This is a genomic window from Halobacteriovorax sp. RT-1-1 (genome assembly GCF_047085455.1).
In the GTDB taxonomy this organism is placed as follows: Bacteria; Bdellovibrionota; Bacteriovoracia; order Bacteriovoracales; family Bacteriovoracaceae; genus Halobacteriovorax_A.
The window spans coordinates 2,082,477-2,106,720 of sequence record NZ_JBKIXZ010000001.1 but is presented as its reverse complement, the minus strand read 5'-3'; the positions used below and the strand labels follow the sequence as shown (position 1 = coordinate 2,106,720).

General features: G+C 37.5%; 19 protein-coding genes. 15 read left to right on the top strand and 4 right to left on the bottom strand.

What is annotated here, in order from left to right; all coding sequences use genetic code 11:
* Positions 1-60 precede the first annotated feature (60 nt).
* The 11 genes from ACMAWV_RS10180 to ACMAWV_RS10130 all read left to right on the top strand — a co-directional run bounded on the left by ACMAWV_RS10180 (position 61) and on the right by ACMAWV_RS10130 (position 10,651).
* Positions 61-1,344, top strand: coding sequence for a winged helix-turn-helix domain-containing protein (locus ACMAWV_RS10180; protein WP_392992240.1), 1,284 nt, complete (start codon positions 61-63; stop codon positions 1,342-1,344).
* A gap of 45 nt (positions 1,345-1,389) precedes the next feature.
* A complete protein-coding gene (locus tag ACMAWV_RS10175; protein WP_412470554.1) occupies positions 1,390-1,854 on the top strand; it encodes a hypothetical protein in 465 nt (154 codons plus the stop codon).
* 2 nt (positions 1,855-1,856) lie between these two features.
* Entirely contained in the window at positions 1,857-2,321 is a 465-nt protein-coding gene (locus tag ACMAWV_RS10170; protein ID WP_412469437.1) for a GNAT family N-acetyltransferase, read from the top strand.
* 215 nt (positions 2,322-2,536) lie between these two features.
* On the top strand, positions 2,537-3,052 hold the full coding sequence (rimP, locus tag ACMAWV_RS10165; protein ID WP_392992236.1) for a ribosome maturation factor RimP: 516 nt from the start codon (positions 2,537-2,539) through the stop codon (positions 3,050-3,052).
* Between the two features lie 16 nt (positions 3,053-3,068).
* Entirely contained in the window at positions 3,069-4,481 is a 1,413-nt protein-coding gene (nusA, locus tag ACMAWV_RS10160) for a transcription termination factor NusA (protein WP_103216983.1), read from the top strand.
* A 39-nt stretch (positions 4,482-4,520) separates the two neighbouring features.
* The gene (gene infB / locus ACMAWV_RS10155; RefSeq protein WP_103216984.1) at positions 4,521-7,295 is read left to right on the top strand and encodes a translation initiation factor IF-2; all 2,775 of its coding nucleotides are present in this window, start codon (positions 4,521-4,523) and stop codon (positions 7,293-7,295) included.
* Between the two features lie 16 nt (positions 7,296-7,311).
* Positions 7,312-7,668, top strand: coding sequence for a 30S ribosome-binding factor RbfA (rbfA, locus tag ACMAWV_RS10150; RefSeq protein WP_103216985.1), 357 nt, complete (start codon positions 7,312-7,314; stop codon positions 7,666-7,668).
* Positions 7,668-8,636, top strand: coding sequence for a tRNA pseudouridine(55) synthase TruB (truB, locus tag ACMAWV_RS10145; protein WP_412469438.1), 969 nt, complete (start codon positions 7,668-7,670; stop codon positions 8,634-8,636). Before rbfA ends, truB begins: the two co-directional genes overlap by 1 nt.
* Positions 8,637-8,689: 53 nt before the next feature.
* Positions 8,690-9,529, top strand: a complete 840-nt coding sequence (locus tag ACMAWV_RS10140; protein ID WP_199177516.1) for a ferredoxin — start codon at positions 8,690-8,692, stop codon at positions 9,527-9,529.
* A 332-nt stretch (positions 9,530-9,861) separates the two neighbouring features.
* The gene (locus tag ACMAWV_RS10135; protein WP_412469439.1) at positions 9,862-10,107 is read left to right on the top strand and encodes a hypothetical protein; all 246 of its coding nucleotides are present in this window, start codon (positions 9,862-9,864) and stop codon (positions 10,105-10,107) included.
* A gap of 19 nt (positions 10,108-10,126) precedes the next feature.
* A complete protein-coding gene (locus ACMAWV_RS10130) occupies positions 10,127-10,651 on the top strand; it encodes a GNAT family N-acetyltransferase (RefSeq protein ID WP_412469440.1) in 525 nt (174 codons plus the stop codon).
* Between the two features lie 361 nt (positions 10,652-11,012).
* On the opposite strand, the gene ACMAWV_RS10125 is transcribed toward ACMAWV_RS10130, so the two are convergent.
* From ACMAWV_RS10125 to ACMAWV_RS10115, 3 genes are all read right to left on the bottom strand, one after another.
* The gene (locus ACMAWV_RS10125) at positions 11,013-16,472 is read right to left on the bottom strand and encodes a zinc-dependent metalloprotease (protein ID WP_412462506.1); all 5,460 of its coding nucleotides are present in this window, start codon (positions 16,470-16,472) and stop codon (positions 11,013-11,015) included.
* A 36-nt stretch (positions 16,473-16,508) separates the two neighbouring features.
* Positions 16,509-17,348 carry a hypothetical protein gene (locus ACMAWV_RS10120; protein WP_103216990.1) on the bottom strand — a complete coding sequence of 280 codons (840 nt, stop codon included), beginning with the start codon at positions 17,346-17,348 and terminating at the stop codon, positions 16,509-16,511.
* Positions 17,349-17,738: 390 nt separating this feature from the next.
* The gene (locus ACMAWV_RS10115) at positions 17,739-18,419 is read right to left on the bottom strand and encodes a M14 family murein peptide amidase A (RefSeq protein WP_412462507.1); all 681 of its coding nucleotides are present in this window, start codon (positions 18,417-18,419) and stop codon (positions 17,739-17,741) included.
* 245 nt (positions 18,420-18,664) lie between these two features.
* Here ACMAWV_RS10115 and ACMAWV_RS10110 point away from each other — a divergent pair, with 245 nt between their 5' ends.
* The 3 genes from ACMAWV_RS10110 (at position 18,665) to ACMAWV_RS10100 (ending at position 20,212) form a co-directional block, all read left to right on the top strand.
* Entirely contained in the window at positions 18,665-19,135 is a 471-nt protein-coding gene (locus ACMAWV_RS10110) for a ribonuclease H family protein (RefSeq protein ID WP_103217557.1), read from the top strand.
* Between the two features lie 90 nt (positions 19,136-19,225).
* Positions 19,226-19,912, top strand: coding sequence for an FKBP-type peptidyl-prolyl cis-trans isomerase (locus ACMAWV_RS10105; RefSeq protein ID WP_103216992.1), 687 nt, complete (start codon positions 19,226-19,228; stop codon positions 19,910-19,912).
* 147 nt (positions 19,913-20,059) lie between these two features.
* Entirely contained in the window at positions 20,060-20,212 is a 153-nt protein-coding gene (locus ACMAWV_RS10100) for a hypothetical protein (RefSeq protein ID WP_158246795.1), read from the top strand.
* On the opposite strand, the gene ACMAWV_RS10095 is transcribed toward ACMAWV_RS10100, so the two are convergent.
* Positions 20,209-21,162: a hypothetical protein gene (locus ACMAWV_RS10095; protein WP_412469441.1), complete on the bottom strand. Its 954-nt coding sequence runs from the start codon at positions 21,160-21,162 to the stop codon at positions 20,209-20,211. The two genes, ACMAWV_RS10100 and ACMAWV_RS10095, sit on opposite strands and share 4 nt — an antisense overlap.
* A 147-nt stretch (positions 21,163-21,309) precedes the next feature.
* Here ACMAWV_RS10095 and ACMAWV_RS10090 point away from each other — a divergent pair, with 147 nt between their 5' ends.
* Entirely contained in the window at positions 21,310-24,171 is a 2,862-nt protein-coding gene (locus ACMAWV_RS10090; RefSeq protein ID WP_412469442.1) for a tail fiber domain-containing protein, read from the top strand.
* Positions 24,172-24,244 lie beyond the last annotated feature (73 nt).

Sequence of the window (24,244 nt, the reverse complement as noted above, 5' to 3'; positions counted from 1 at the left end):
GAACATGTTGTGGTAAGATTCCACAAAATTCTCACAGCGGAATAGAAATAGGGAGTTGATATGCAGATTGTCGGGGGACAAGAATCTGGAAATAGTGTAAACAGCGGCTTTAAGACTGAGGTTTTAGGCTTTCTTGGTCATGGTGAAGGGCTTATTCCTTCACAAGATATTTTGACTAAGTTAGAGGTTGGTAAGGCTTATTACCAATTAGGAAAACTTCATTATGATAAAGCCGATCTTAATAAGGCCGAAGTAAACTTTTTAAAGGCCATCGACTGTGCTGAGTGTCCTCAGGATAATTATCGCGTTTTAAAAATTCTAAGTTTTCTTATTAGAATTGCTGCTGAAAAGCTTGAAGATGAAAAAGCCGCTAAGTATGTAAATCAGAGTGAGAATATCATTAATGACTTACAGGTAAACCTTGGTAGTCTTTCTGCTGAATACTTCTATTATGCAGGTTTAATCAAGTCGTATCGAAATGATTTTGCAGGTGCATTTAGCGACTTAGAGCTATCTTATAATAAATCTAAAGAAGAAAATGATCCTGATCTTCACTCAAAGTGTTTATTGGCCCTAGCTAATAATGCTTATAATAGAGGTGAATTCGACCTTTCTCTTGATTACATGGCCCAACTGGATAACTTATTAAAGATTATTAATAAGGAATATCTTGGTGGTTCGATGCATATGACTTATGGAAAAATCCTAATTGCCAAAGGTGATGTGGAGGCTTCTTTAAAGCACTTCAATCTTGCTAATATTACACTTCAGAATAAGAAGTGTTGGAATCTTTATGGTTATATTCTTTTAGGAATTGGTCAGGTTGAAAAAGTGAAGGGTGATTATGATAAAGCTACTCTTTACTATAACCTTGCAAAGCAAGCAGTTGATTCAACAACTTTTAAGCGTCTAACTAATGTACTTGATGCTGAAATTCATGAAGTTAATGATTCAAGTGTTGATATTTACCTTGATCGCAATAATAGAAAAGTGAAAGAAAAGAATATTGGTGTTATCGACTTTAAGCACCGTTTTGTTCTTCTTGAAATTCTATTCTTGCTAGCTAAGAACCGTGGTTCTTTTTATGACAAAGAAGATCTGGCACGTGAGATTTGGAAAGACGAGTACAATCCACTAATTCACGACAAACTTATTTATACGTCAATCTCTCGTCTAAGAAAGCTTATCGAGCCGAAAGACAATAGTAATACGAAGAGAAAGTACATTATCCGTGGTAAAGATGGATATACTTTCAACCCAGACGTTAAGATTCGTTATCAGATGGAGACAAAACTTACTGCAGGTAAAGCTGTAGCAAACGTTGACATTAGTTCTCCAGTTTAATTAGCATTATACTTAATGCGATTTATTCTAGTTTCAATATTTTTAATGAATACATGGGCCCTCAAAGATAGGGCCCTTTTCTCTGTAAATGGCCAAATCTATTTCGGTCAAAACACAAATGATCTTTTAAAAGCTTATAATCAAAGTTTGTGCCTGATAGGGAAAAAGAACTATATTGCTAAGTTAACTGGCCTAGCTCCTGCTCTTGAGCAAGTTACAATTGCGCCAGAGTCCCTTAATGCAAAACAGAAAGACTTAATAAAGAGAGTATTATTGCTCTCAAAGTCTATGGATTTAGAAAGTGAGTACGCTTCGTATCCAAAGTTTGGCACTTGTAAAATAAGTAAAGAGCTAACTAAAAAAGTGGTTCAGATTTATAACACAAATTACGAATTGAAGAAGAGATACCAAAATTTTCTAGAAACTCATAAATTAGATAATGGCCCTTATATAGATGAGGAATATAAAGACTTCGTTTTAAAGAATGTTGACTCAAGGTTATTCTTATAAAGATGAAAGAATTCAAAATAGACTTAATAAGCAATATTGACGAAGAGATACTGTCGAATTTATGCGACTTTGAAGCTGCATTTTTCAAATGGCCTTGGTCAAAAGAAAATTGGCAACAATTGGCATCCTCTGGTCGAGACATTTCATGTATCTGGGCCGAAGATGATCAAGTTGTGGGAATTTGTGTGTTTGAGGTGAATCAACCAGATTTTTGTCATTTATATAAAATTATCGTTCACCCTGACTTTAGAAGACGCTCAATTGCCAAAAAGCTATTTGAAGACATGCTGAGTCATTGCAAGAGTGTTTTTAATGGCCAAATATTTCAAGTTTATCTTGAGGTGGAGGCTTCAAATGAGGGGGCCATCAGGTTTTATGAGAGATTGGGCCTTGAAAAAATTCATCTAAAGAAGAATTTCTATGCAGATGGAAGTAGTGCTGTTATAATGCAGGCAGTCGTAAGCTGAAGTTGTTTTCATAAGTTATCAATGACAAACCTTGACAAGATTTCAAAATCTTTGATAATTAATAAGTACTTAGAAATTAGAAAGTTTTTTTCAGGTTTTTGAGTAAATAACGATTAGTTAAATATTTAACAAGATATAATCGGGTAGACTTTTAGGGCTACCCTTTTTTTTTATTTTTATAGGCTTTTTTGTAAAAGCATATGGGATGCGTTTTAATGGATTTAGATATCTCTTATTCAGGTATGGAACAAAAATTTTTCGAACTTGCTACTGAAGTTGTAAGTGGGGAAGGTTACCTTCTTTATGATATGGAGTATATCAAAGGTTCTAAAACTTTACGCGTCTACATAATGAATAAAGAGACAAGAACAGCTGTAATCGAAGATTGTGTGAACGTTGACCGCGCTTTTAGTGAGCCAATGGAAGCACTTGATTGGATTCCAGATGATATTGTTCTAGAAGTTTCTTCTCCAGGAATGTTTAGAAAAATTAAAACAAGAGAGCACTTAGAGTTAAGTATCGGCGAGCGTATTCTTGTTCAACTTAATAAGAAATTTGGGGATCTTTTCCCAGGTGAAAAGTTTGATAAGAAAACAGCAAATGCTAAGAAAGTTATTTGTAGCTTAAATAGCTACGGAGACGACTATATCGACGTGACTCTCGATAGTGATTTTGATTTAAAATTAAACTTAAATGATATTAATAAGATCGCACTTGAACCAGAAGTGTAATTGTTTGAGGTGAAAAATGAGTTTCTCAGAATTAAGTAAAATTATTGATGTGTTAGGTAAAGACCGTGGTATCGATAAGGCCATTATCGTAAACGCAATTGAACAAGCTTTCTTAGTAACTGCTAGAAAGAAGTTTGGAATTCAAGGTGAATACGAAACTCGTTATAACGAAGATGACGATGATGTAGAGATCTTCCAATATAAAAACGTTGTAGATGAAGTAAGAGATTCAATTATTGAAATCAATCTAGGTGATGCTAGAGAGCTTGATGAAGATGTTGAAATCGGTGACCAATTAGGGATCAAAATTGAAAACCCTAACTTCACACGTGTTGACGTACAAACTGCGCGTCAGATTATTATGCAAAAAGTTCGCGATGCTGAAAGAGAAATCCTATTCTCTGAGTTTAAGCACAGACAAGGTGATCTTGTAACTGGTATCGTTAGAAGATATGAGCGTGGAAACGTGGTTGTTGATCTTGGGAAGGCCGATGCTGTTCTTTCAAGAAGAGAGCTAATTCCTGGTGAGCAATTTAACCCTGGTGACAGAGTACAAGCTTACTTAACTGAAGTAGTTATGACTAACCGTGGGCCAGAAATTAGACTTTCAAGAACTTCACCAATGTTCCTTGTTAAGCTTTTTGAAATTGAAGTTCCAGAAATTCAAGATGGAACAATTGAAATCAAATCAGCTGCACGTGAGCCAGGTCAAAGAGCTAAAATCGCTGTTCAATCAGTAGATAAAGATATTGATCCAGTTGGTGCTTGTGTTGGTATGAAAGGATCACGAGTTCAAAATATTGTTAATGAACTACAAGGTGAAAAAATTGATATCGTAAGATGGAATGATGATCTAGCTACATTTGCTATTGCAGCTCTTGCTCCATCTGAAATTGAAAATATTTCTATTGATCACGATTCAAAATCAATGGACGTAATCGTAGAAGAAGATCAGCTATCACTTGCTATTGGACGTCGTGGACAAAACGTTCGTCTTGCAGCAATGCTATCTGGTTACAATATTAACATTATCTCGAAGTCTAAACTTCAAGAAAAAGTTAATAAGTCAGTTGAGAACTTACTTCAAATCCCATCTGTTACAGATGCAATGGCACAAGTACTTGTACAAAATAGCATCATGGCAATTGGTGACTTCATGGCAACTCCTGCGGATGAAATTGCTACTATGACTGGTGTTGATGCTGCTACAGCACAAACTGCAATTGATGAAGCTGCAAAGTTAGTTGAAGAAGGAACAATTGAGCTTCAACCAGAAGGTGAAGAAGAATTAGTATCTGCTTCTGCAGTTCCTAAGTACCTAGGTATTATTAATAAAGAAGGTGCTGAGCAGGAAGATGAAGGTTCAGACAAATTTAATGAAGCAGAAAGAAGATTAAGAGAAGAATTAGCTGCATTTAAAATTAAGTAATTTTAAAATAGAAAAGTGTAGTCATACTACGGAGATAAAATGCCTAAGAAAATATTTGAATTGGCCAATGAACTCGGAAAGAAGCCATTAGACCTCGTAGAAGAGCTGAAGTCACACGGATTCTCAGTAAGAAACCACATGTCGGTATTATCTGATGAAGATATTACTAAGTGGGAATCACTTACTGGAGGAAGTGCTGGAGATGCACCTGCTGAGAAGGCGACAAAGAAGAAAACGGTCAAAAAGAAAGCTGCAAAAAAGGCGACTGTAAGAAAGAAGTCTGCGGCACAAGCTGACGATGATAGTGAGGAAGATAAACCTGCTAAGAAGACAGTTACTCGTAAGAAGAAGACTGTTGTACGTCGTAAAGCTTCATCAAAATCTTCGGAGGCAACTTCTGATGATGAAAACACTGAAGCTATTGTTGAATCTTCTGAAGATATTGAAGTAAATGCAGAAGAGACTGTAAGTACTCCTGTTGCTGAAGAAGCTCACGCTCCTGAAGTAGAGGAAGAAAAAGAAGTTGAAGCTAAGGAAGCAAAAGAAGAAGTTGCTGTCGAGGCTAAGACTGAAGAGAAAAAAGCTTCTGAAGAAAAAGAAGAGAAGAAAGAATCGACGACTCTAGATGGAAAGCCATTTGGTCTAAGAATTGTTTCAGCTCCAACTAAAGAAGATAAAGAGAAAGCTGCTGCTCGCAAGGCAAAGAAAGCTGCTACTAAGGACGAAGAAGTTCAAGATGATATCAACACTAAAGCAGGTGTTGTTGAAGGTGATGAAGATCGTACAGCTAAGAAGGATAAAAATCGTCTAAGTGGTCTTGCTTCTATGTTAAGTGCTAAGAAGACGGTTAACCGTTCACAAGCTCTTAACGAAGAACGTGCAACTTCAGAGCTTAAGTCTTACTCTTCACTTCAAGGTACTGGACGCCCAATGTATACTCAAGTTAAGAGAAAGCGTCAGTACTCAGGACCTTCGAAATCAACTGAGATTACAGAAGTAAAAGAAGCAAAGAGAATTATTAAGCTTCACGGTGGTGCTTACGCTGAGCAATTAGCGAAGAAGCTATCTATTAAGCTTAAAGATATGATCGATAAGTGTCTTGACTTAAATCTACTTGTTAGAAATGGTGACTATATTGGTCTTAAATTAGCGGGACAAATTGCGTCTCTTTACGATTATAGAGTAGAGGATCAGACTTTTGATGAGGATGCGGCACTTGGGAAAGAATCTCTTTCTGAAGAGCAACTAAATAAGCTTCCACTTCGAGCTCCTGTTATTACAATTATGGGTCACGTTGACCACGGTAAAACAACTCTACTAGATTATATTAGAAATGAATCGATTGCTGCTGGCGAAGCTGGTGGGATCACTCAGCACATTGGAGCTTACTCGGTAGATGTTAAAGACTCTAAGCTTACTTTCCTAGATACTCCAGGTCACGCGGCCTTTGGTGCTATGAGACAGCGTGGTGCTGATATTACAGATATTGTTATTTTAATTGTTGCTGCTGATGATGGTGTTATGCCTCAGACTGTAGAGTCAATTAAATACATTCAATCTGCAGGTAAGCCTTTAATTGTAGCGGTTAACAAAATGGACCGTGAAGGTGCTAACCCAGATCGTATTAAACAAGCTCTAACAGAATTTAATATCACTCCTGAGGAATGGGGTGGGGAAACTCAATTCTGTCATATTTCTGCACTTAAAGGTGATGGAGTTGATGAACTTCTTGAAGCAATTGCACTTCAAGCTGAAATCATGGAGCTTAGAGCTGAACCTAAAGGGCCAGCTGAAGGTGTTGTTATTGAATCAAGAATTGAGCACGGACGTGGTCCTGTTGCAACTGTTCTTGTTCAAACAGGGACACTTAAAAAAGGTGACTCAATTGTTGTTGGAGAAACTTTTGGACGTGCAAGAAGTTTAACTGACCATAAAGGTGTTCAACATAATAAAGTTGGGCCTTCGATGCCAGTACAAATTATTGGACTTGCAGAAGCGCCATCTCCAGGAGATAGCCTAAACGTTGTTAAAAACGAAAGAGAAGCAAAGAAGATTGCTCAAAACCGTATTGATGAAAGAATCAGAATTGAAACTGCAGCTCAGACTCAAGGGCCAAAAGTTTCTCTTGAAGACTTCTTTGCAACTGCTGTATCAGATGAGGGACAAAAGAAAGATCTTAACCTTATCATTCGTTCAGATGTTCAAGGATCTTTTGAAGCGATTAAATCTGCTATTGAAACAATTTCAAATCCAGAGGTTGAAGTTAAAGTTATTCGCGGTGGTGTCGGTCAAATTAGTGACTCAGACATTGAACTGGCAAATACTTCGGGTGCCTTTGTTCTTGGATTTAATATGAGACCATCAACTTCTGCACGTAAGCTTTCTGAGCAGTATGGAATTGATGTTAAAACTTACTCAATCATCTATGAACTAATCAATGATGTGAAACTAGCTGTTGAAGGTCTTCTCGATCCTGAGTTTACTGAAGAGTACATCGGGCGCGCGGAAGTACGTGATACATTCTCTGTTCCTAAAGTTGGAACAATTGCTGGTTCAATTGTTGTTGATGGTGCTATCCAAGTTGGTTGTAACGTACGTCTTCTTAGAGAAGGTAAGATCATGTTTGATGGTAAGATGTCTTCTCTTAAGAGATTTAAAGATGATGTTAAAGAAGTTAAAAATGGTTACGAATGTGGTGTTGGCCTAGAAAATTACAACGATGTAAAAGTTGGCGACCTATTCGAAGCATATAAACTGAAAGAAAAGAAACGTAAGCTTGAGGATGTTTTAACAGCAGACTCACCAATTCTTTAATTCGGTTGGAGATGTCATGAGTGGCAATAAGAAAAAACTTCAATATGAAGAACAAATTAAAAATGAAGTAAATCAATTACTTCGTCGTGGACTAGATAACTCTGCGTTCACATTTTGTTCGATTACTAAGGTTGAGATAAGCCCAGACTTTTCTACGGCAAAGTTATATTGGGATACATTCGATCCTTCTAGAAGAGGTGATATTGCTAAGGCGATGGATACTTCTCTAGGTAAAATTAGAAGTCACCTTGCTAAGACTTTACAAGTAAGACACACACCTTCATTAACTGCTGAGTATGACTCGCAATTTGAAGATGAGCAGGAAATTGAAAAACTACTGCAATCTGAAAAAGATAAAGGAAAGTCTTTCTAATGGCTTCAAGAAATAAGAAATTTAAGGGCCCAATCTTTGGGCCTTTCTTTTTTAAAGTTGATAAACCAAAAGGGATAACTTCCTTTGATGTTATTAGGCGCTTTAAAAAAAACCTTCCTAAAAATATTGGTAAGATCGGACATTTTGGAACTCTTGATCCATTTGCAACTGGTCTACTTGTTATTGGTATTGGACCTGCAACAAGATTAAATCAATACACTCAAATTGATTCTAAAGAGTATATTGCGACAGGAATTCTTGGTGTTAATTCTCCAACAGGTGATTTTGATACTGAAGAAGGTACAATTGAAGAATTAGAGTTTTCTGACGTAAGCTTCGATGAGGTAAAGAGTCAGCTTGAAACTTTTATTGGTCCGTATATGCAAAGCCCTCCCGCTTTCTCAGCAACTAAGCACGAAGGCAAGGCGCTTCATGAGTGGGCACGAGAAGGTGTATTTATTGAAAAGCCACCTGTTGAGCGAACAATTCATGAAATTGAACTATTAGAGGTTCAGGGCCGTAAGATCGTCTTTCGTGTTTGTGTTTCTTCTGGAACTTATATCCGAGTTCTCTTTGATGACCTTGCTAAGAAATTAGGAACAAGAGGTGCTCTGGAAGACTTAAGACGAACTAATTCAGCAGGAATTGATTTAGAAAATAGTATTGATTTGGCAATCTTTGATGATGAAAATTTCAGTGCTAATGATTTTTTATTGAACTACACAAATCCGATAACTGAACTTATTGGATTTGAAAAAATAGAATTAGACGAGGCCATGAGCCTATGTTTTGTTAATGGCCAAACATTAAAAATGGATGTGGCCGATGGCCACTATTGGATGAGATCGCAAAATCAAACACTTGGACTCGCGGTCGCTAATGGTGGACTACTTAAGAGTTGCGTGGGCTTTAGTCCAGCTGCGTTAGATAAAATCGATTTAACTATGTGTAATTCCTTAGACGAATAATTTTAATTCGTGCTATACTCTAGGAAATTACAAGTGAAATTTAAGGAGATAAAGTGAATACTACTTTAATTGCATTAGCTATTGCATTATTAGTTGTAACAGGGATGGTTGTCCAACTAGGTGTTTTAAGCCTTCTTTCAGGTTCATTCTTCTTCCTATTTGGGAAGTCGAAGTTTGAAGTTCTAAAATCTTCAGATGATGAAAGTTTTGCTTTTGGTTACCGTTGGAATAATTCTAGGCAGCCTGCTAAGTTTAACCACGTTACTGTAAGGCTATTCAACCCATTTGGTAAGAAAACTCAAGTAACTGTTTCAAGTGACTTTGCTGTTCAAGATTCTGACTTTGGTATTGAAGTTAAAATGGGACCGGCTTTTAAAGATATTTTAGAGCTTGAAAACCTTGATTCTTCAACAGTTGAAATCGAACTTAAGTCTAAAGACGGTGTTACTCAATCTCGCACAATGAAGGGACGCAAGTTTATTGAAGCATTCCGTGGTGCTGAAAATACTGTTGAAACATTTAATGAAAAATATGGTTACGTAAAACCAAAGATGTTTTATCACCAAACAACTCGTTCATTTATTGCAGATGCCATTCCACAAGGTGATATTCCTGTAGGACTTAGAATTTCTGCAAACCCACAGTTTGCTGGTGAATTCGCTGGTGCTGCTGGTGCAGGAGCTCCTGCTCAAGAAAACTTTGCTGTTTCTAAGGTATGGATTGAAGAAGGTTGTATTGTTTGTAACGCTTGTGAAGGTATTTACCCTGAAGTATTCGAAGTTACAGATACTAACTGTGTGATTCGTCCAGATGCGCCACTTGATAACGGACTTTTAATTCTTGAAGCTGCTGAAGCTTGTCCAACTGAAGTTATCAAATTCAATAAAGCATAATTCAGATTTTAAATTTTGATATAAATAAGGCCCTCGAAAGAGGGCCTTGTTGTTTCTATTTTCTGTTATAATTATTAAATGGAAGTAGATAAATATTCAACACTCTTATCTCCTGCTGATAACGAGCATTTTAAACGCCGTTTTTTCTTAACTGAGAACCAATTAACGAATCCCTTATAACCAATGTTTTCTTTGTTCCTAGGGCCGGTGACAAGTGGCTATACCTTGTTAAAGACAGTGGTAAGCTTGACTATCCTGGAGGAGAATTAAGAGAAGGGGAAAGCGTTATTTTTGGTTTAGAGCGAATGCTAGGTCTTGAACTTGGCATTAGTATGAAAAGTATTAACAAACTTGGGCATTGGATCTTAGAAGATAAATACGAGACGCCCTTGCGAGAGCATTTTTCTCATCCTATCTCAGCTGCTGTCGTTTTCACTGGAGATGCAAATTTCGTTAACTCTAATAATTTAAAATCAGCTACCACTGAAGAGGTTTGCCGACTTCTAAAGTCAGAAAACCGTCATTTACAAGCAGATATTTACTTAGCATGCGCTGAGTATTTAGAGTCTTTGGATTAGTTTAAGACGAAGGGGATACATGAATAGAATTACTCTAAGATATTTAACTCATGAGGATAAAGATGAATTCTTTGCTGCTTTCCATGAGGACTGGGAAAACAATTTTGACTTTGTTCATTACTGGGAAACTCTAGCTAATAGAGAGTTTGAGAAATATGTTTCGATAGCTCCGGAGTTTGCAAGGGGAATTCATATTCCAAAAGAGCACGTAGCTGCCGCATTACTTTTTGCCTCCAACGAGGACGGGAGAATTGTAGGCCGTACATCAATTCGTTTTGAATTAAACGATCATCTTTTAAAGGTTGGTGGCCATATTGGTTATGGAGTATGCCCCAGTTTCCGCCGTCAAGGATATGCGACTAAAATTCTTGCTGAGTCCTTAAACTACGTTAGGGCCAATATTAAGGGCCTTAAAAAGGTTCTTGTTACTTGTGATGAAGGTAATATTGGATCTGAGAAGACAATTCGTAAAAACCGTGGCCAGCTTGAGAATGTTATTGAGGTTAATGGTGTTAAGAAGATGAGGTTTTGGTTCGAGTTGTAATTTTTTAGGGACTTTAATTCAATGAGTAGTAGTGTGGTCTTTGAAGTTGGTTACCCGAAGGCTCCCTTTATGTTCAGGAAGAATTGTATGCCTGCGTGAGGCAGGAGCCGAAGCAGGCCGAGGTCGCCTCTGGGTTGTTCGGCATCATTTTGCCATCGTGGTTTTAAATTATAACATTCTTTAATTCAATGAGTAGTAGTGTGGTCTTTGAAGTTGGTTACCCGAAGGCTCCCTTTGTGGTCGCCTCTGGGTTGTTCGGCATCATTTTGCCATCGTGGCAAATGACGCCTCCAAAAAAAGAAACCCGCCTGGACAGGGCGGGTTTCAAATTTAAGAACAATTTATCGGTAGATGGTTCGGATTATTTTCCTTCCATCGGATTAATTAGTCTGAAGTATAATCCAAGAAGTTTTACGTTTCTCTTCATATCACCGTAGAAGCTATCTACATCTTTAGTAACTTTCATTTTCGTCATCGCTTCACCAACAAGCTGATCCATTTGCTGAATCTGAGCGAAGCTGTTTTCTTGGATATCTCTTAAGAAAACATCTCCTAACTTGATTTGCTCGTTATTATTTAGACCTTGGATGATCTTTGTAATAACTGGTGCGAATAGCTCAACTTGACCTTGCTCGTTCACAGAAGGCATTGAAAAGTTGTTCAGAAGGTTAGTGATCTTATTGTCTAAGTAAGTATCCTTGTTTCCAGTCTTTGCCATTTGAATCATATCAACTGTTGAACAGTATTGCTCAGAAAGACGACATGCTTCAGCTTCAAATGCGATTGGAGCGATTGCCTGGCTTAGTACTTGGTTAATGTATTCAAGTGACACACCTTCAAGACCAATCTCATTCATCATCGTTGTAAATTGTGCTGATACAAAGTATGAACCAGCTTGTTTTACAAGTGCTCTTTGAGCAAGGAATCCTGCAATCATCTCTTTTTGATTTTGTGAAGCAAGAAGAGCGTTGATCTGAGCGAAGTATTTCTCCATCTCTGATTTAATTGCTGTTGCATCACCAAGAGCTGCTGCCATATCAAGCTCTGTCTTTTGAGCTTTCATTGTATCTTCAGTTGCACCTTGTGCCGCTGGAGTTTGAGCAAGTTGAAGTCCTGCGATTTGTGCCTGCTCCCATTCTTTAAAGAATGTTGACCAACGCTCATCGTGAGAGATTAACTGCATCATACTCGCTTTCTTAATAACGTTACCAGCTACATATGAATCTTGTGCGTAAGGTACATATGCTTTTCTGATATCAGTTTTCTCAGCTACATAATCCTCTGGGATTTGGTAAGTTTGCCCTTCGTGCTCAAAAGTCTCAGTAAGTAGGTCGTTTTGAGAAATGTGGTTTACCCAAAATGCACGAGCAGGGTTAGCTGTTTGTTCAAAAGTATCAATGTTACCGTAAACTAGACCACCGATAGCAGCATAGTTAGTTTCAACTTCACCAACTTCAACTTTAAAAGCTCCGTTAGTTAGTGGGATATTACGTCCAGTTTCTGGGTCATATACTAGTGGTGTAACTTGACCAGAAAGAACTTCTCCAATTGTTGATTGTACAATTGAATCTTTAATATCAATTCCAAATAGGTACTGCTCTAGTAACTGGTATGGAATTCTTAAAGAGTTTGAACGGTACTTATAAGAGTACGACTCTGACTCTGTAAGTGCTACAAGAGCTGCAGCCTTATCATATTCAACACCACGGTTTTTAGCTCTGTATGAATCACTATCTAGTGAGATTGCCTCATTCCACTTAGTTTCAACAACCATTGGTTTTTGCGTTGCTACTTGTAGAACTGTTCCATCTTCAGCTGTTACTTCAGTTTGAGATGGTACAAGAGTCGAAACAAATCTCTTGTTTCTTTGTGCTTCAGTATCAAGTCCAGCACCTGGAGTGATATCTGGAGTTGCAACTACCGACTGTAGGAAGAATAGTGATTTAATTACACCATTAACTAGGTCGTTAGTTGTTGCATCATGAGTTGCTTGATCTGCTTGAGAGTACAACTCTGGAGTATAAATTAGGTGGTAGAATACCTCTTCATTCATCATTCTAAGCTTGTAGAACTTGTCCATTAGCCAACCAAATGCTGCTCCACCGTAGAATTCCTTACGCTTACCTGGGAAGTAGATATACTCATACATCTGACGGTAGTCTGCAATTTGGTAATCTACGATTTCTTCAAAAGATGAACCAAAGTCGTGTCTGTTACACTGAGGAGAGTTTCCAGCGTCCTCATCTGAACAGAATCTAATTCTCTTAAGACCAGCTTCCGCCATAAGTCTATGCTTAGAGATATTTGATGGGTTTCCATTTTCTCCAACTAGTGCATCAACAACATCTTTAATTCTTACTAGGTGATAGTATAGACCTGGTTCGAATTCAGACTCTACAGAAGATACCTTAACGTCAACACCGTTGATCTCTACAGATTTCTTTCTTGAGTTTGTGTAACCTTCAAGTTCAACCATCCCTGTATAAGCTGCACGTAGTGCGTATACATCGTATGGAGCTAGACCATCGTAAGTAGCGTGGTCATCAATTGTATAATCCATAACAGAAGATGAAGTTCTCTTAGTTTCTTTTTCTCCTGGGAATACCCAGTTCTTCTTATCAAATGATCCAACGAAGTTGTGACGTAGACCAAGGTTGTGTCCAATTTCGTGAGCAAGAGTCGGCATCCAAATATCAATTAGGATATCGTTCTTACCTTCGTCAGTTTGTGCCATCTTTAGAACATCGTAGTTCTTAGCAAGATTACTTAGAGCAAACTCAGCTGTTTCGTGGTTACAAATTGGGTTTTTATTACCTTTTGCATCGTACTCCATTGAGTGCTTGATCTTCGCTTGAAGGGCCTCAATTGAGTTGTCACCATGAATCGCAGCTTGTAGTGCAACATCATCTTTATTAGCAATTGCTTGCCAAGCAGCATGTACTGCTTTTGCTTCTTTTTGGTTAGCTCTTGTGAAGTTAGAAAGAACTTCATCTTTATCAAATGAGCTAGCTCTAAAGTCGTTCTTCATTAGACGGTGAGCATCTTTGATTTTCCCCATCTGTGAAGCGATATTTGGACGCTTAATTGTGTTAAGTAGGCTGCTCTTTAAGTTAGTATGAGCAACACCATGACGGTGAGATTTCATCTCAGCTTTCTTTGTGCTTTGAGATACTGTTTCACCTTCAATTTCAACTTCAACTTCATCAGAGTCAGCAACTTGTGTATTTTGTCCTGCCGCTTGAGTCTTTGCCTTGTGCTCAGCTAGAGCATCTTCAATAGCTTTCTTATTAAGCTCATCAGCAAGGTTTTTAAGCTCTTTAGTTGGAGTAATATTCTTAACAAAGTTCTTCTCTGCGATGGCCTTATCAACCATCCAGTTAATTGAAGACTTCATGTTACCACCGTATAGGTAAACAGAAGCTGATTCAACAACACCATTTCTTGGGTTAAATGACGGTCCACCAAGTCCAATGATTGAACTTGAAGTTGCTTTTTCTACCCAGTAGATGTGGTTACGTTGTAGATCACCAAGGTGAGTTTTTTCTACTACCTCGATATTTACTGAACGTGACTCACCATCAAGATTGTGAGTAAGAGAAAGATTCTTCGTTCCTGCTGGAATTGAATCATCTTTTTCTATTTTTAGAGTGATAATATCACCACGTCCTTCATATTGTGTACCTTTGAAAGCACGCTTGAAGCCTAGGTTGATATCATCAACAACTTTTTGAGAAGAAACGATAATCTTATTTCTTAAATCAAGTTCTGTTTGAGTCAGTTTTCTAATTAGCTTCCCATCTTTATCATATTTATTTGATGGAATACCTGTAAGTACGTACTCGATATTTTTACCATTTCTGATATCAAATACCATTGGTAGGTCTACTGTTGTATCAAAGTCACGAGTTTGCTCAGTGTATCCTTTTGGTACTAGCTTAGAACCAGTGAATAGACCAAAGTTAAACTTCTTTTGTACTTCGTAAGAAAGGTTTTGCTCTGGTTCTTCGAACTCTTGATTATACTTCATGAAAGTAGTTCTTTCTTTGAAAGTCATCGTTTCATTCTGTTGTCCCCAGTAATCTCCACCGAAGTCAGCACAGTTAAAGAAGTTTCCTTTCTTATAAGTTGATTGAGTAGAGAAGTTAAGGAATTCATCTCTTCCGTCAACTACTTGTACGATGTCACTTACTTCTGTAAGACCATGGGCCTTACCTCCACCACATACGCTCATTAGGTAAGGGTCTAGTGACGTAAGAACATCACCAATTTGATCGTTTCCAAGATTAACTACTGCAATTGCTCTTTCATCATTGTGACTAGCTGGAACGTAAACGATTCCACCTTTGTCATTCTTACTTTCACGGAAGTATTCTGCTTCAAAAGCTAGTAATGGTTCAGTGTCAAGATCAGTTGATCCTGTCTTATCAAGTAGTGGTCTTGATCTTTTTACTAGAACACGATCTGGCTCAAAGTGGAACTTAACGATTTCAACGTGGAAAGTCGCTTTAGAACCTGCAAAACTGTAGTTAAAGATATTTGGAGAGTCTTCTAATACTCTTCTAAAAGTGAATTCTTGATTCTTAAATTTTTCAAGTTTTAGCCAAGCTGTCGATAGCTCTTCTCTGATCTCAGTTGGGTAAATCTCTTCTGGTTGAGAGTCTTTTTCTAGTTGAATGAATTTTGCATCTTCTGCAACAGTACTAGAAGAGATTTTCGTCTCAGCTAGGATCTCATCATTATCATCGATATCGTACTTGAATTTAACGTACTTAATTTTTTCAGAAATTTCTGAACGTAGGAAACAGTTATCAAGAGCGATTCTAGCCCTCTTTGCTGTATCAGCGTCACATCTAGAAAATAGTAGGTTAAATCTTTCTGCACGAACTAATTTTTCTTCGTTATCAGTTAGGTCTTCTTTCTTGATAACACGAGCAAAGTAAGCTTTGCTTTCATTGTCATCAAGAATAACCTTGATTAGATCCTTGTTTTCAAAAATATGACCATCATGCTTTGACGTTGTGAAAGCATTTTCGTTATTAAGGATTCGGTCTTCAAGTTGTCCTACTGTGAATAGGTTATTTTCAACTTTATCACGACGGTAGATTGTCGCGATTTCTTTTTGATCCATTCCGAAAACACCTGTGTAAGTTCTGTTTTCGATTAGGTAGTCAACTTTATAGTGAGTTGATTCCGAACGGTCCTTCTCAACATATCTGATATGTCTTGTTTTCTCATCAAGATCATTCTTTACATTTTCTCTTTGGTAGAAATCAACACCGTATTGAAATAATGGAATACGATCAAGCTTTGAAGCTTTAACTGGAAGAACATCGCGAATGATTTTATTAGAAGCGCTAAGAGTTTGTGCACTAGCATTTACTGGAGCGATATACGCTACTAGGTAGTTTGTCGTAAGATCAAATGTAATCTCAAACTTCTGACCTTCTTTTTCTGCGAAAATAAGAAGATCTTTTACAAGAACATTATAAGTCTTATCATTAGAACTAACGATTTGAGTTGAGTAAAGAGTCTTTGCTTCACTTCCAACACTTGTGTCGATTAGGTCTGTTGAAATTCTGTTTTTAGAAAGCTCTTCTTGAGTCGCAACTGCTTTTGATTCAATAACTAGCTTAGCTGAAGTAACAGAGTTCTTAGTACGGTAACTTTCTTGTGCAAAATCAGGCTCTTTGTCCGGAAGAGTCTTTGCACAACTTGAAAGGATCGCTGCCAATGCGAAAGCATGTGTAAGGCCTCTGAGCATTCCAAACTTGTTTTCATTTTTGATTTTCATTTTTTCTTCTACCTTTGTTCTTTTTGTCATTTGTTCTTCTTTCTCTTTGTCTTCGTTATGTGTGTTCTATATTTTTATTGTTAGTGATGCATAAACTGATGAATCTCTTTCATCAAATAGGTCGATCTCAACCTTCTTCCCATCAGGTGATAGGGGAGTTCCTCCAAATTCATGACCTACCTCTAGGTTGTATTTAGGGCCAAAGCTATAGCCAATGGCCTGTGAGAACGAATAAGCATCTTTTGTATTATTCTGGTATGTCCAACCCTTCATATACGTTCCTCCAAGTGATAGGTATAGCGCATCCGACACGCTGTATGTCAGATATGCAACTGATGAAAGACTATATGAAGTATTTGAGCTTCCAGTCATTGTTGTTTCATACTCATGGAAGTTCTTGGATGCACCAAGAATAACTAATGCAGATAGGTCCTTAATCCCAATAACACTATCGGCTATTGATAGGCCTTCACTTAAGCTAATTCCTGCTTGAAGCTTAGAATATTTTCTAGAAACCTTACTTGTTGGAAGTTTTAACGATGCTGTACCAAATGAAACAACACCATCAAATGGCTGAGAAGCCTTTCTAGTAAAGGATACTGACGTATCGCTGATTCTACTTTTTCGCTCATCAACAAAGTCTTTTGATACTGTTGTTTTAGCGGCGAAACTACCTTTATCTGTAATAATATTGAAACGAAATGAGTTATACATTCCACTATAGTGGCCTGCCTCAGATGTCTTTAATAAATCTCTTGAAACTGTCGTATCAACTCTAGCTGACCAATTTCTAGTCGCACCTGGTGCTTTTTTGACACCCTGGATATTACTAGTGCTACTTTGGGCAACAACAGATGTTGTTGTAAGCGCAAGTAAAATTAATGAGATACACTTAAATGGTGTCACTCTGTCTCCTTTTTTCGTTCCTGAAAATGAAATTCGTTCAATACTTGATGCAAAAGGTATGCCATTTGTTCATCTTCGGACGAGTTCGCATTTGAAGTAAATATATAACAATAGGGGTACGAAGACGCTGACTTTGGAAAATCTACAGGGTTGTTTAGGGAGTTGACGATTTTTGAGGGAAGTATAAAGGGAGGCCGTGGGACGGCCTCCGATTACACCTAGGCCCAAAAGAGAGAGGGATTATGAGGGATATTGGGGCCTAAATGATATTTATACCAAAATATAAACATGGGCGCCGCAACGCAGCACTCTCATTTTGAATATGCCTTATTAACGGATTTAGCGCTATCGAAGATAAGTTAATTTTGTTTAAGAAGAGTAAATTAACCTTTAGAGGAATCGTTTCAGAATTCCTGATGTGATCATTTCTTTGAATCCGACTTCATTTTCTTGCCACACTTCTTCAACAGTTACACCAGTGTCTACTGTTGGGCATTCAAATGTAAGTACAGGTGCTCCAAGCTCAACACTTCCGTAAGTTCCGAGTGAGCCAGGAGTTGGGTAGCCGATATCATCTGCAATTGGATAATTATTGTGTTTGGCCAAAAGCTGCGCAACATCCTTACAGTCACCATTGTAATTTACAATTGGTTTCCATGAGTGAATTGATAAAATAAAGGCCGGAGGATACTCATTAAAGAGCTTATTTAGGAATTGGTTTTCAGGCTCACTTAATGGAGCACTTCCTGGATTGTACTTATCTTCTTCGAATTCACTTTCCCAGCTTTGAGTAGGTAAGTTTCGATTAAGATCAACACCATTAGCATTAACGCGCGTTCCTGCATTAACACCATCTTTATTGACGATAGGAATAACGACTAGAGGTAGATCTGTCTCAACCTCAGTTTTAAGCCATGAAAAGATTTCTTTTAGGCAGTGAACTCCCTCGATTTCATCTCCATGAACTCCTGCCATCAGATAGATATAGCGAGGTGAATCAACTTTATTTTTAAAAGCTTCGATTTCAAGGTTGTTAACTGTTTTTCCAGACTCTAGTTTAATAAATTCCATAAAGAAATTGTGGTGGAAGTTTCCTTTTTTGTAAATGAAGTTTTATACTTATGACTTTAAAAAGGAATACTTAAGTAATGAAAAAGAAAAACATACTAAAAACTTTAGAATATTTAGAAAGTGTACTTGATACACAAGATGATCATGATGCAATTGCTCAGCTTCGCGAAAGCGTCGAGCTCCTTGAGGATGTCGATAATGGCGTTGCAAGTGGCAATGGACACTTCAGTATACCAATGGAGGCCATGGGGGCCTACACTGTCTATAGTGACGGTGGATGTCGTGGAAACCCTGGACCTGGAGCGTGGGGGGCAATGGGACAAAATCCAGATGGCGTCGTTTTCTTTGAAAGCTCTGGCTTCGAGTATCAGACAACTAACAATCGAATGGAGCTTACTGGTGCCATTGAATCATTGAAGTCACTAGAGAATGAATTGGAAGAGATGGGGCTAGATCATGGACATGCCGCTTTCCTTTATAGTGATTCGAAATATGTTGTTGATGGAATTACGAAATGGGTTCCTGGTTGGAAGGCACGTGGTTGGAAAAAAGCCGACAAGAAGACTCCAGAAAATATTGAGCTGTGGCAAAGTTTTGATGAAGTGGCAGGACGTTTTTCTAATCTTCAGTTTCGTTGGGTAAAAGGACATAGTGGTCATCCGCAAAATGAGCACTGCGATATGTTGGCCAATAAGGCAATGGATGAAAATATTTAAGGCTTGAAAAGCAGACCAAAGCACTTTAATCTATTTATATAAATATTAATTAGTAAAAAGACTTCAATAAATTTAGACAAAGGATGTTAAATGAAGAAACTACTAGCAACAATGGCAATCGCGCCATTACTATTTGTTTCATGTGGTAAGAAAGAGGAAGTAAAGCCTGAGACTGAAAATGATAAAATCTTCTATTCAGTTGGACATGTTTACGGAAAGAGATTTAAGGATTTCAAACTTACTGAAAGAGAAATGAATAACCTTGTTCAAGGTGTTCGTGACGGTATGACTAAAGATGCAACTGATATTGATACAAGACAATTTGCATTTAAATTTAGAGATATCGTAAACCAAAGAATGAGCGAAGTATCTAAAACAGAAAAAGATGCAGGTGCAAAATTCCTAGAAGAATTTGTTGCTAAAGAAGGTGCTAAGAAGACTGAATCTGGTTTAGCTTACAAGATCATTGAAGCTGGTTCTGCAAAGAAGCCAACTGAAACAGATACTGTAAAAGTTCATTACAAAGGTACTTTAAGAGATGGAACTGAGTTTGATTCTTCTTATAAGAGAAATAAGCCAATCGAATTCCCTCTTAACAGAGTTATTAAAGGTTGGACTGAAGGGATGCAACTTATTGGTGAAGGTGGAAAAATTAAGCTAGTAATTCCATCTGAGCTTGCTTATGGTGATCAAGGTGCTCCTCCATCAATTCCTGGTGGCGCAACACTTACTTTCGAAGTTGAACTAATCGAAGTTCTTCCAGCTGCAAAGAAATAATTCTTAATCGAATTAATCAAATAAAAAGTCGATAAAGTATAGGCCTTCTTAAGTTATCTTAATGAAGGCCTATTTTTTTTCACATCAAATGACATTCAATTTTCGTTATGCTTTCCTTTTACTATTGTTTCTAATTAGGGAGGAAAGATGAAAGTAATTCTACTGATTGCCTTATTGTTACAACCTGTCTCTGAAGCTTCTTTCTTTAAGCATAAAAGAGAGAAAGAATCATTCTTTGCTTATATTATTAGGATATTGATTAAGCCTTCAATTCCTCATGATGGTGAAGGTGATACTTAAAAGGCATATCCAACAGATAGGCCAAACATTGTTTGATCTGTCGATTGTTGGAAGCCATCTGCGAATTCTTCATCAGTTTGGATAGCATCAAAATTAGCTTTGAAAATAAGTGATTGAGAAGTTGAAACCTTATACTCAAGACCTAAGCTGACTGATGGAAGAAGCATTGCGCTTCCAACTCTAACTGTATCTTGGATACTCGTTTCAGAACGGCCAAAGCCTGCGCCTAGTGAAATAAAGTAGCTGAAGCGATAACTCCAACTATTATTAAATGAAATTTTTAAGGCCGCTGTCCCCATCATTCTTTTGGTTTCCTGCTCAACATTTGGATTTAGAAGTGTCAGAAGGTCTAGATCGTAGCGAAATCCTATGATTGTTTGAAAAGTTTGATTAATAGGGATGGCGTAGTTAAATTGAAACGTGTCACCAGTTCTCGTTCCATCATTATTAATACTTGAACTTGTCGATTCACTTAAGCCTTGATTCTTCCCGTAGAAAAATTCAAATCGATTATCATAGCGTTGAAATTGTTTTTCTCTAAGAGACATCTCTTCTTCTGCTAGCATCTGTTTGTATTTTGCATCTCCAAGAATTTTAGGGATTTCTAACCATACTCGCTCAGGAGAGTAGTTAACTGTAACAATTTGACCTTTTTCAAAAGGCACGCGCATATTATTATCAGTCACAATCCACTGAGAGTATTCTTTCGTTATGGAGATAGCACGGGCCGTAAAAGAAATCTTCTTTGAAGAAAATAGAGAGACTTGTCCCTTTACAATATTATCAACTCGTCCTTTTCGAATAACAAAAGACATTCCATCATTAGCAATATTTTGAATAACAATTAGGTTTGTATTGAGGTCATACTTTTCGGCAAAGGACGTTGTGGCCAATGATAGAAATGTAATTGTGACTAAAAGAGTTTGCAAAAATCTTTGAACGCTATTCATATAAGTATTTTATAACCAATGACAAGTTTAAGAAATCATTGGCAAATACTCCTTATTTGTAATTGATAACCAAGTGCTTTGGTATAGTAATATTAATAGTTTAACTTTATTTATTAATCTCCGATATGAAATTAGGGATTTATGGATATGAAACTTAATAATGCATTTTACATTCTCTTCGTTGTACTTTTTGTCGCGTGTAAGCCGGTGAGTAATACCGCTCGCAATAACGTTGATTCATCAGACACTTCTGATATTACTAAAAGACATCAGATTACACTTATTGAAGTTTCTTCAAATCAATTGATTCTTAATGGGACAAACCTTTCAACAATAAGTGCTGTTAAAACAAAGAATGGCCCACAAGTTATTAATTTAAATATTTTATCAAAGTCAGCAAATATGGTGAGGTTAGGAGTACCTAATGGTTTAAAGATCGTTGGTGGCTTTATTTATGACCTTATTGTTACAGATGCCTTTGGACAAACAGTGACATCTGTAAGTTTTGATGTCCAAAATAGTTCGATTTCTACAAGTAAAATTCAAGATGGAGCAATTACGAATTCGAAATTGAGTTCTCTTGGCGCATCTAGTGCAGGACAAGTTCTACAGTATAATGGATCAGCTTGGGTTGCTGTTGATTACCTTGGTGGCTCAAACTACTTAGGTCGATTAATTCTTGATGCTGGAGGAGGAGTTACACCACCTTCTGTAGCAGGAGTTAATAATGGTGACTTCTATGTTGTTAATGATGCAGCACCAGTTGTTGGTGATCTAAATGGTGATGGAAATATTGAAACCTTCACTGCAGGGGACATCATTCGCTTTAATGAATCGACTAATAAGTGGGATCTGCAATTAAGTAATGGTAGTTATGCTGGCCCTTGGGATATTAGTGGTTCACATATTAGACGAGTAGGTTCAGGTGGAAAAGTTACAATTTCTGATGATCCTTATGAAGGCCCTTCAAAATTAACTGTAAGTGGAAATATTGCAGGCCCTACTACTGCTGAAGAAAGTATTCTACTGCATGTTGGTGGAAATGTTAGTTCTGGTTTAGGATCTAGTTGGGCAAGGGCATTATCATTTGGTTTAAGACAAGAGCATAATGCCACGATGGGAGTATACGGAAGTAACACTAATGTCGGTGGGATGAATTACTTCTTTATCGATGTTGATGGAGACGGAGATAGTTTAACTTCATCTTTTTGGAATTCTGCTGAATTCTATATCGACTCTTCAGGGAGAACATCAGTTGGTGGTATTCCTAATCCACTATATCTGTTCTACGTTTATGGTAACTCGGGAATAAATGGAAACTTTAATGTTTCATCGACTGTTACAGCTGCTGCATTTGTAGGGGACGGTTCTGGGATTACAAATATTAATGCTATCAATATGACTAATTCTGGAACGACGACAATAACGGCCGGTAGTTCTGGACCTGGTGATATTGCATTTCAATCTGAATCTTCAGATTTTGCTCTCTACGATGCAAATGGTTTTCTTTCATTTGGGCACACATCAAATCTTGGAACATTCAATGCGACTGCTCAAATTGATGTTCGTAGTGACTCTGGAGATGCGAGTGGACAATTCTATTCTTATGGTGGAAATCAGTCATCAATTAATCTTGCAAGTTCACAAGGTCTAATTACTGCACCTTCGATGACAACAACTAACGATGTTCTAGGTCTCTTAAACTTTGGTGGAGATACTGGTAGTGGAATAGTTAATACTGCAAGTATTCGCTCAACTGCGACAGAAAATTTTAGTGCGACAAATCTTGGTACTGAATTGAATTTCTATACAACTGCAAATACTTCTAATACTCAACAAGAAAATATGAGACTGACAAATAATGGAAGGCTATTAGTTGGTAGTTCTGCCGTTTCCAATACATCGGGTTACCAGATGGTTGTTGGTGGAAGTACTCAACTAGCAGGCAATCTGAATGTTACAGGTATTTCTCAGTTAAGTAGTACTGTTGTTTCTGGAACACTTTCTCATACCGGAAATTTATCAACAACAAATTTAACAGCAAGTGGGACAATTCAAGGAAATGGAATTACTTCAACAGGTGGCCTTGTAAATACAGGCGTACTTACAAATAATGGAAATGCTGTTGTAAATGGAGCTCTACAGGTTACGGGCGCCGCTACTTTTGACAGTGATATTACTGTCACTGGAAATGTGGATTTTGGAAATATTTCTGTTAATACGATTGCAGGTGATGCAACGACAAGTTCAGCATTCTTTGGTCAAGTTACTTCAGCACAAAAGATTATTTCTCAAGGTGGAATTGATAATGTTGTTTTTAAAGGTGGAACGCTTAATAATTTTGAAGTTCTTGTAGATAATGGAACTGGTATAAAGCTTGGAAATATGAACTCAGCAGGAGTAGTTGGCTCAAGCCTTCCTGTTACAATCACTACAGCAAATACTGATCGTATGACTGTTACGGCAGCAGGTCGTGTTGGAGTTGGAACAACGACACCTTCAGAGCAATTTCATGTCGTAGGCAATCTAAGAGTTCAAGGTGCAACAGACTGTACGCTTGGAGGTGGTGCCGGTGCCACGAACTGTACATCTGATGAAAGATTAAAAGATAATGTTGTCGAAATTGAAAATGCACTTGATAAGATTAAGGCACTAAAGGGGGTTGAATTTGATTGGAATGAAAAATCACTTTCTCCTGGAATGCACTCAATCGGTGTAATCGCTCAAGATGTTCAAGCGCAATTTCCAACGGCCGTCATTGAGAATGCAGATGGATGGCTATCTGTGGATTATGCAGTCTTAGTGTCGCCACTTATTGAAGCTGTAAAAGAGCTAGATAAGAATATTTCCATGTATAAGCTTATGAGTGAAGGTGTTGAAGTTCAGTTGGCAACAAATACTCGTGAGATAGCTACACTAAAAGAAGAAAATAATAAGCTTAAAGAAGAAAATGAAGAAATGAGGCAAGCACTTTGCTCGCTTAATCAAAGTTTCAAATTTTGCAAATAGAAGAGAGCGCCTGTCAGTTATTTAAGGCGTTTTCATTCTTTAGTGCATATCTAAGTATCCATAATTACATAAA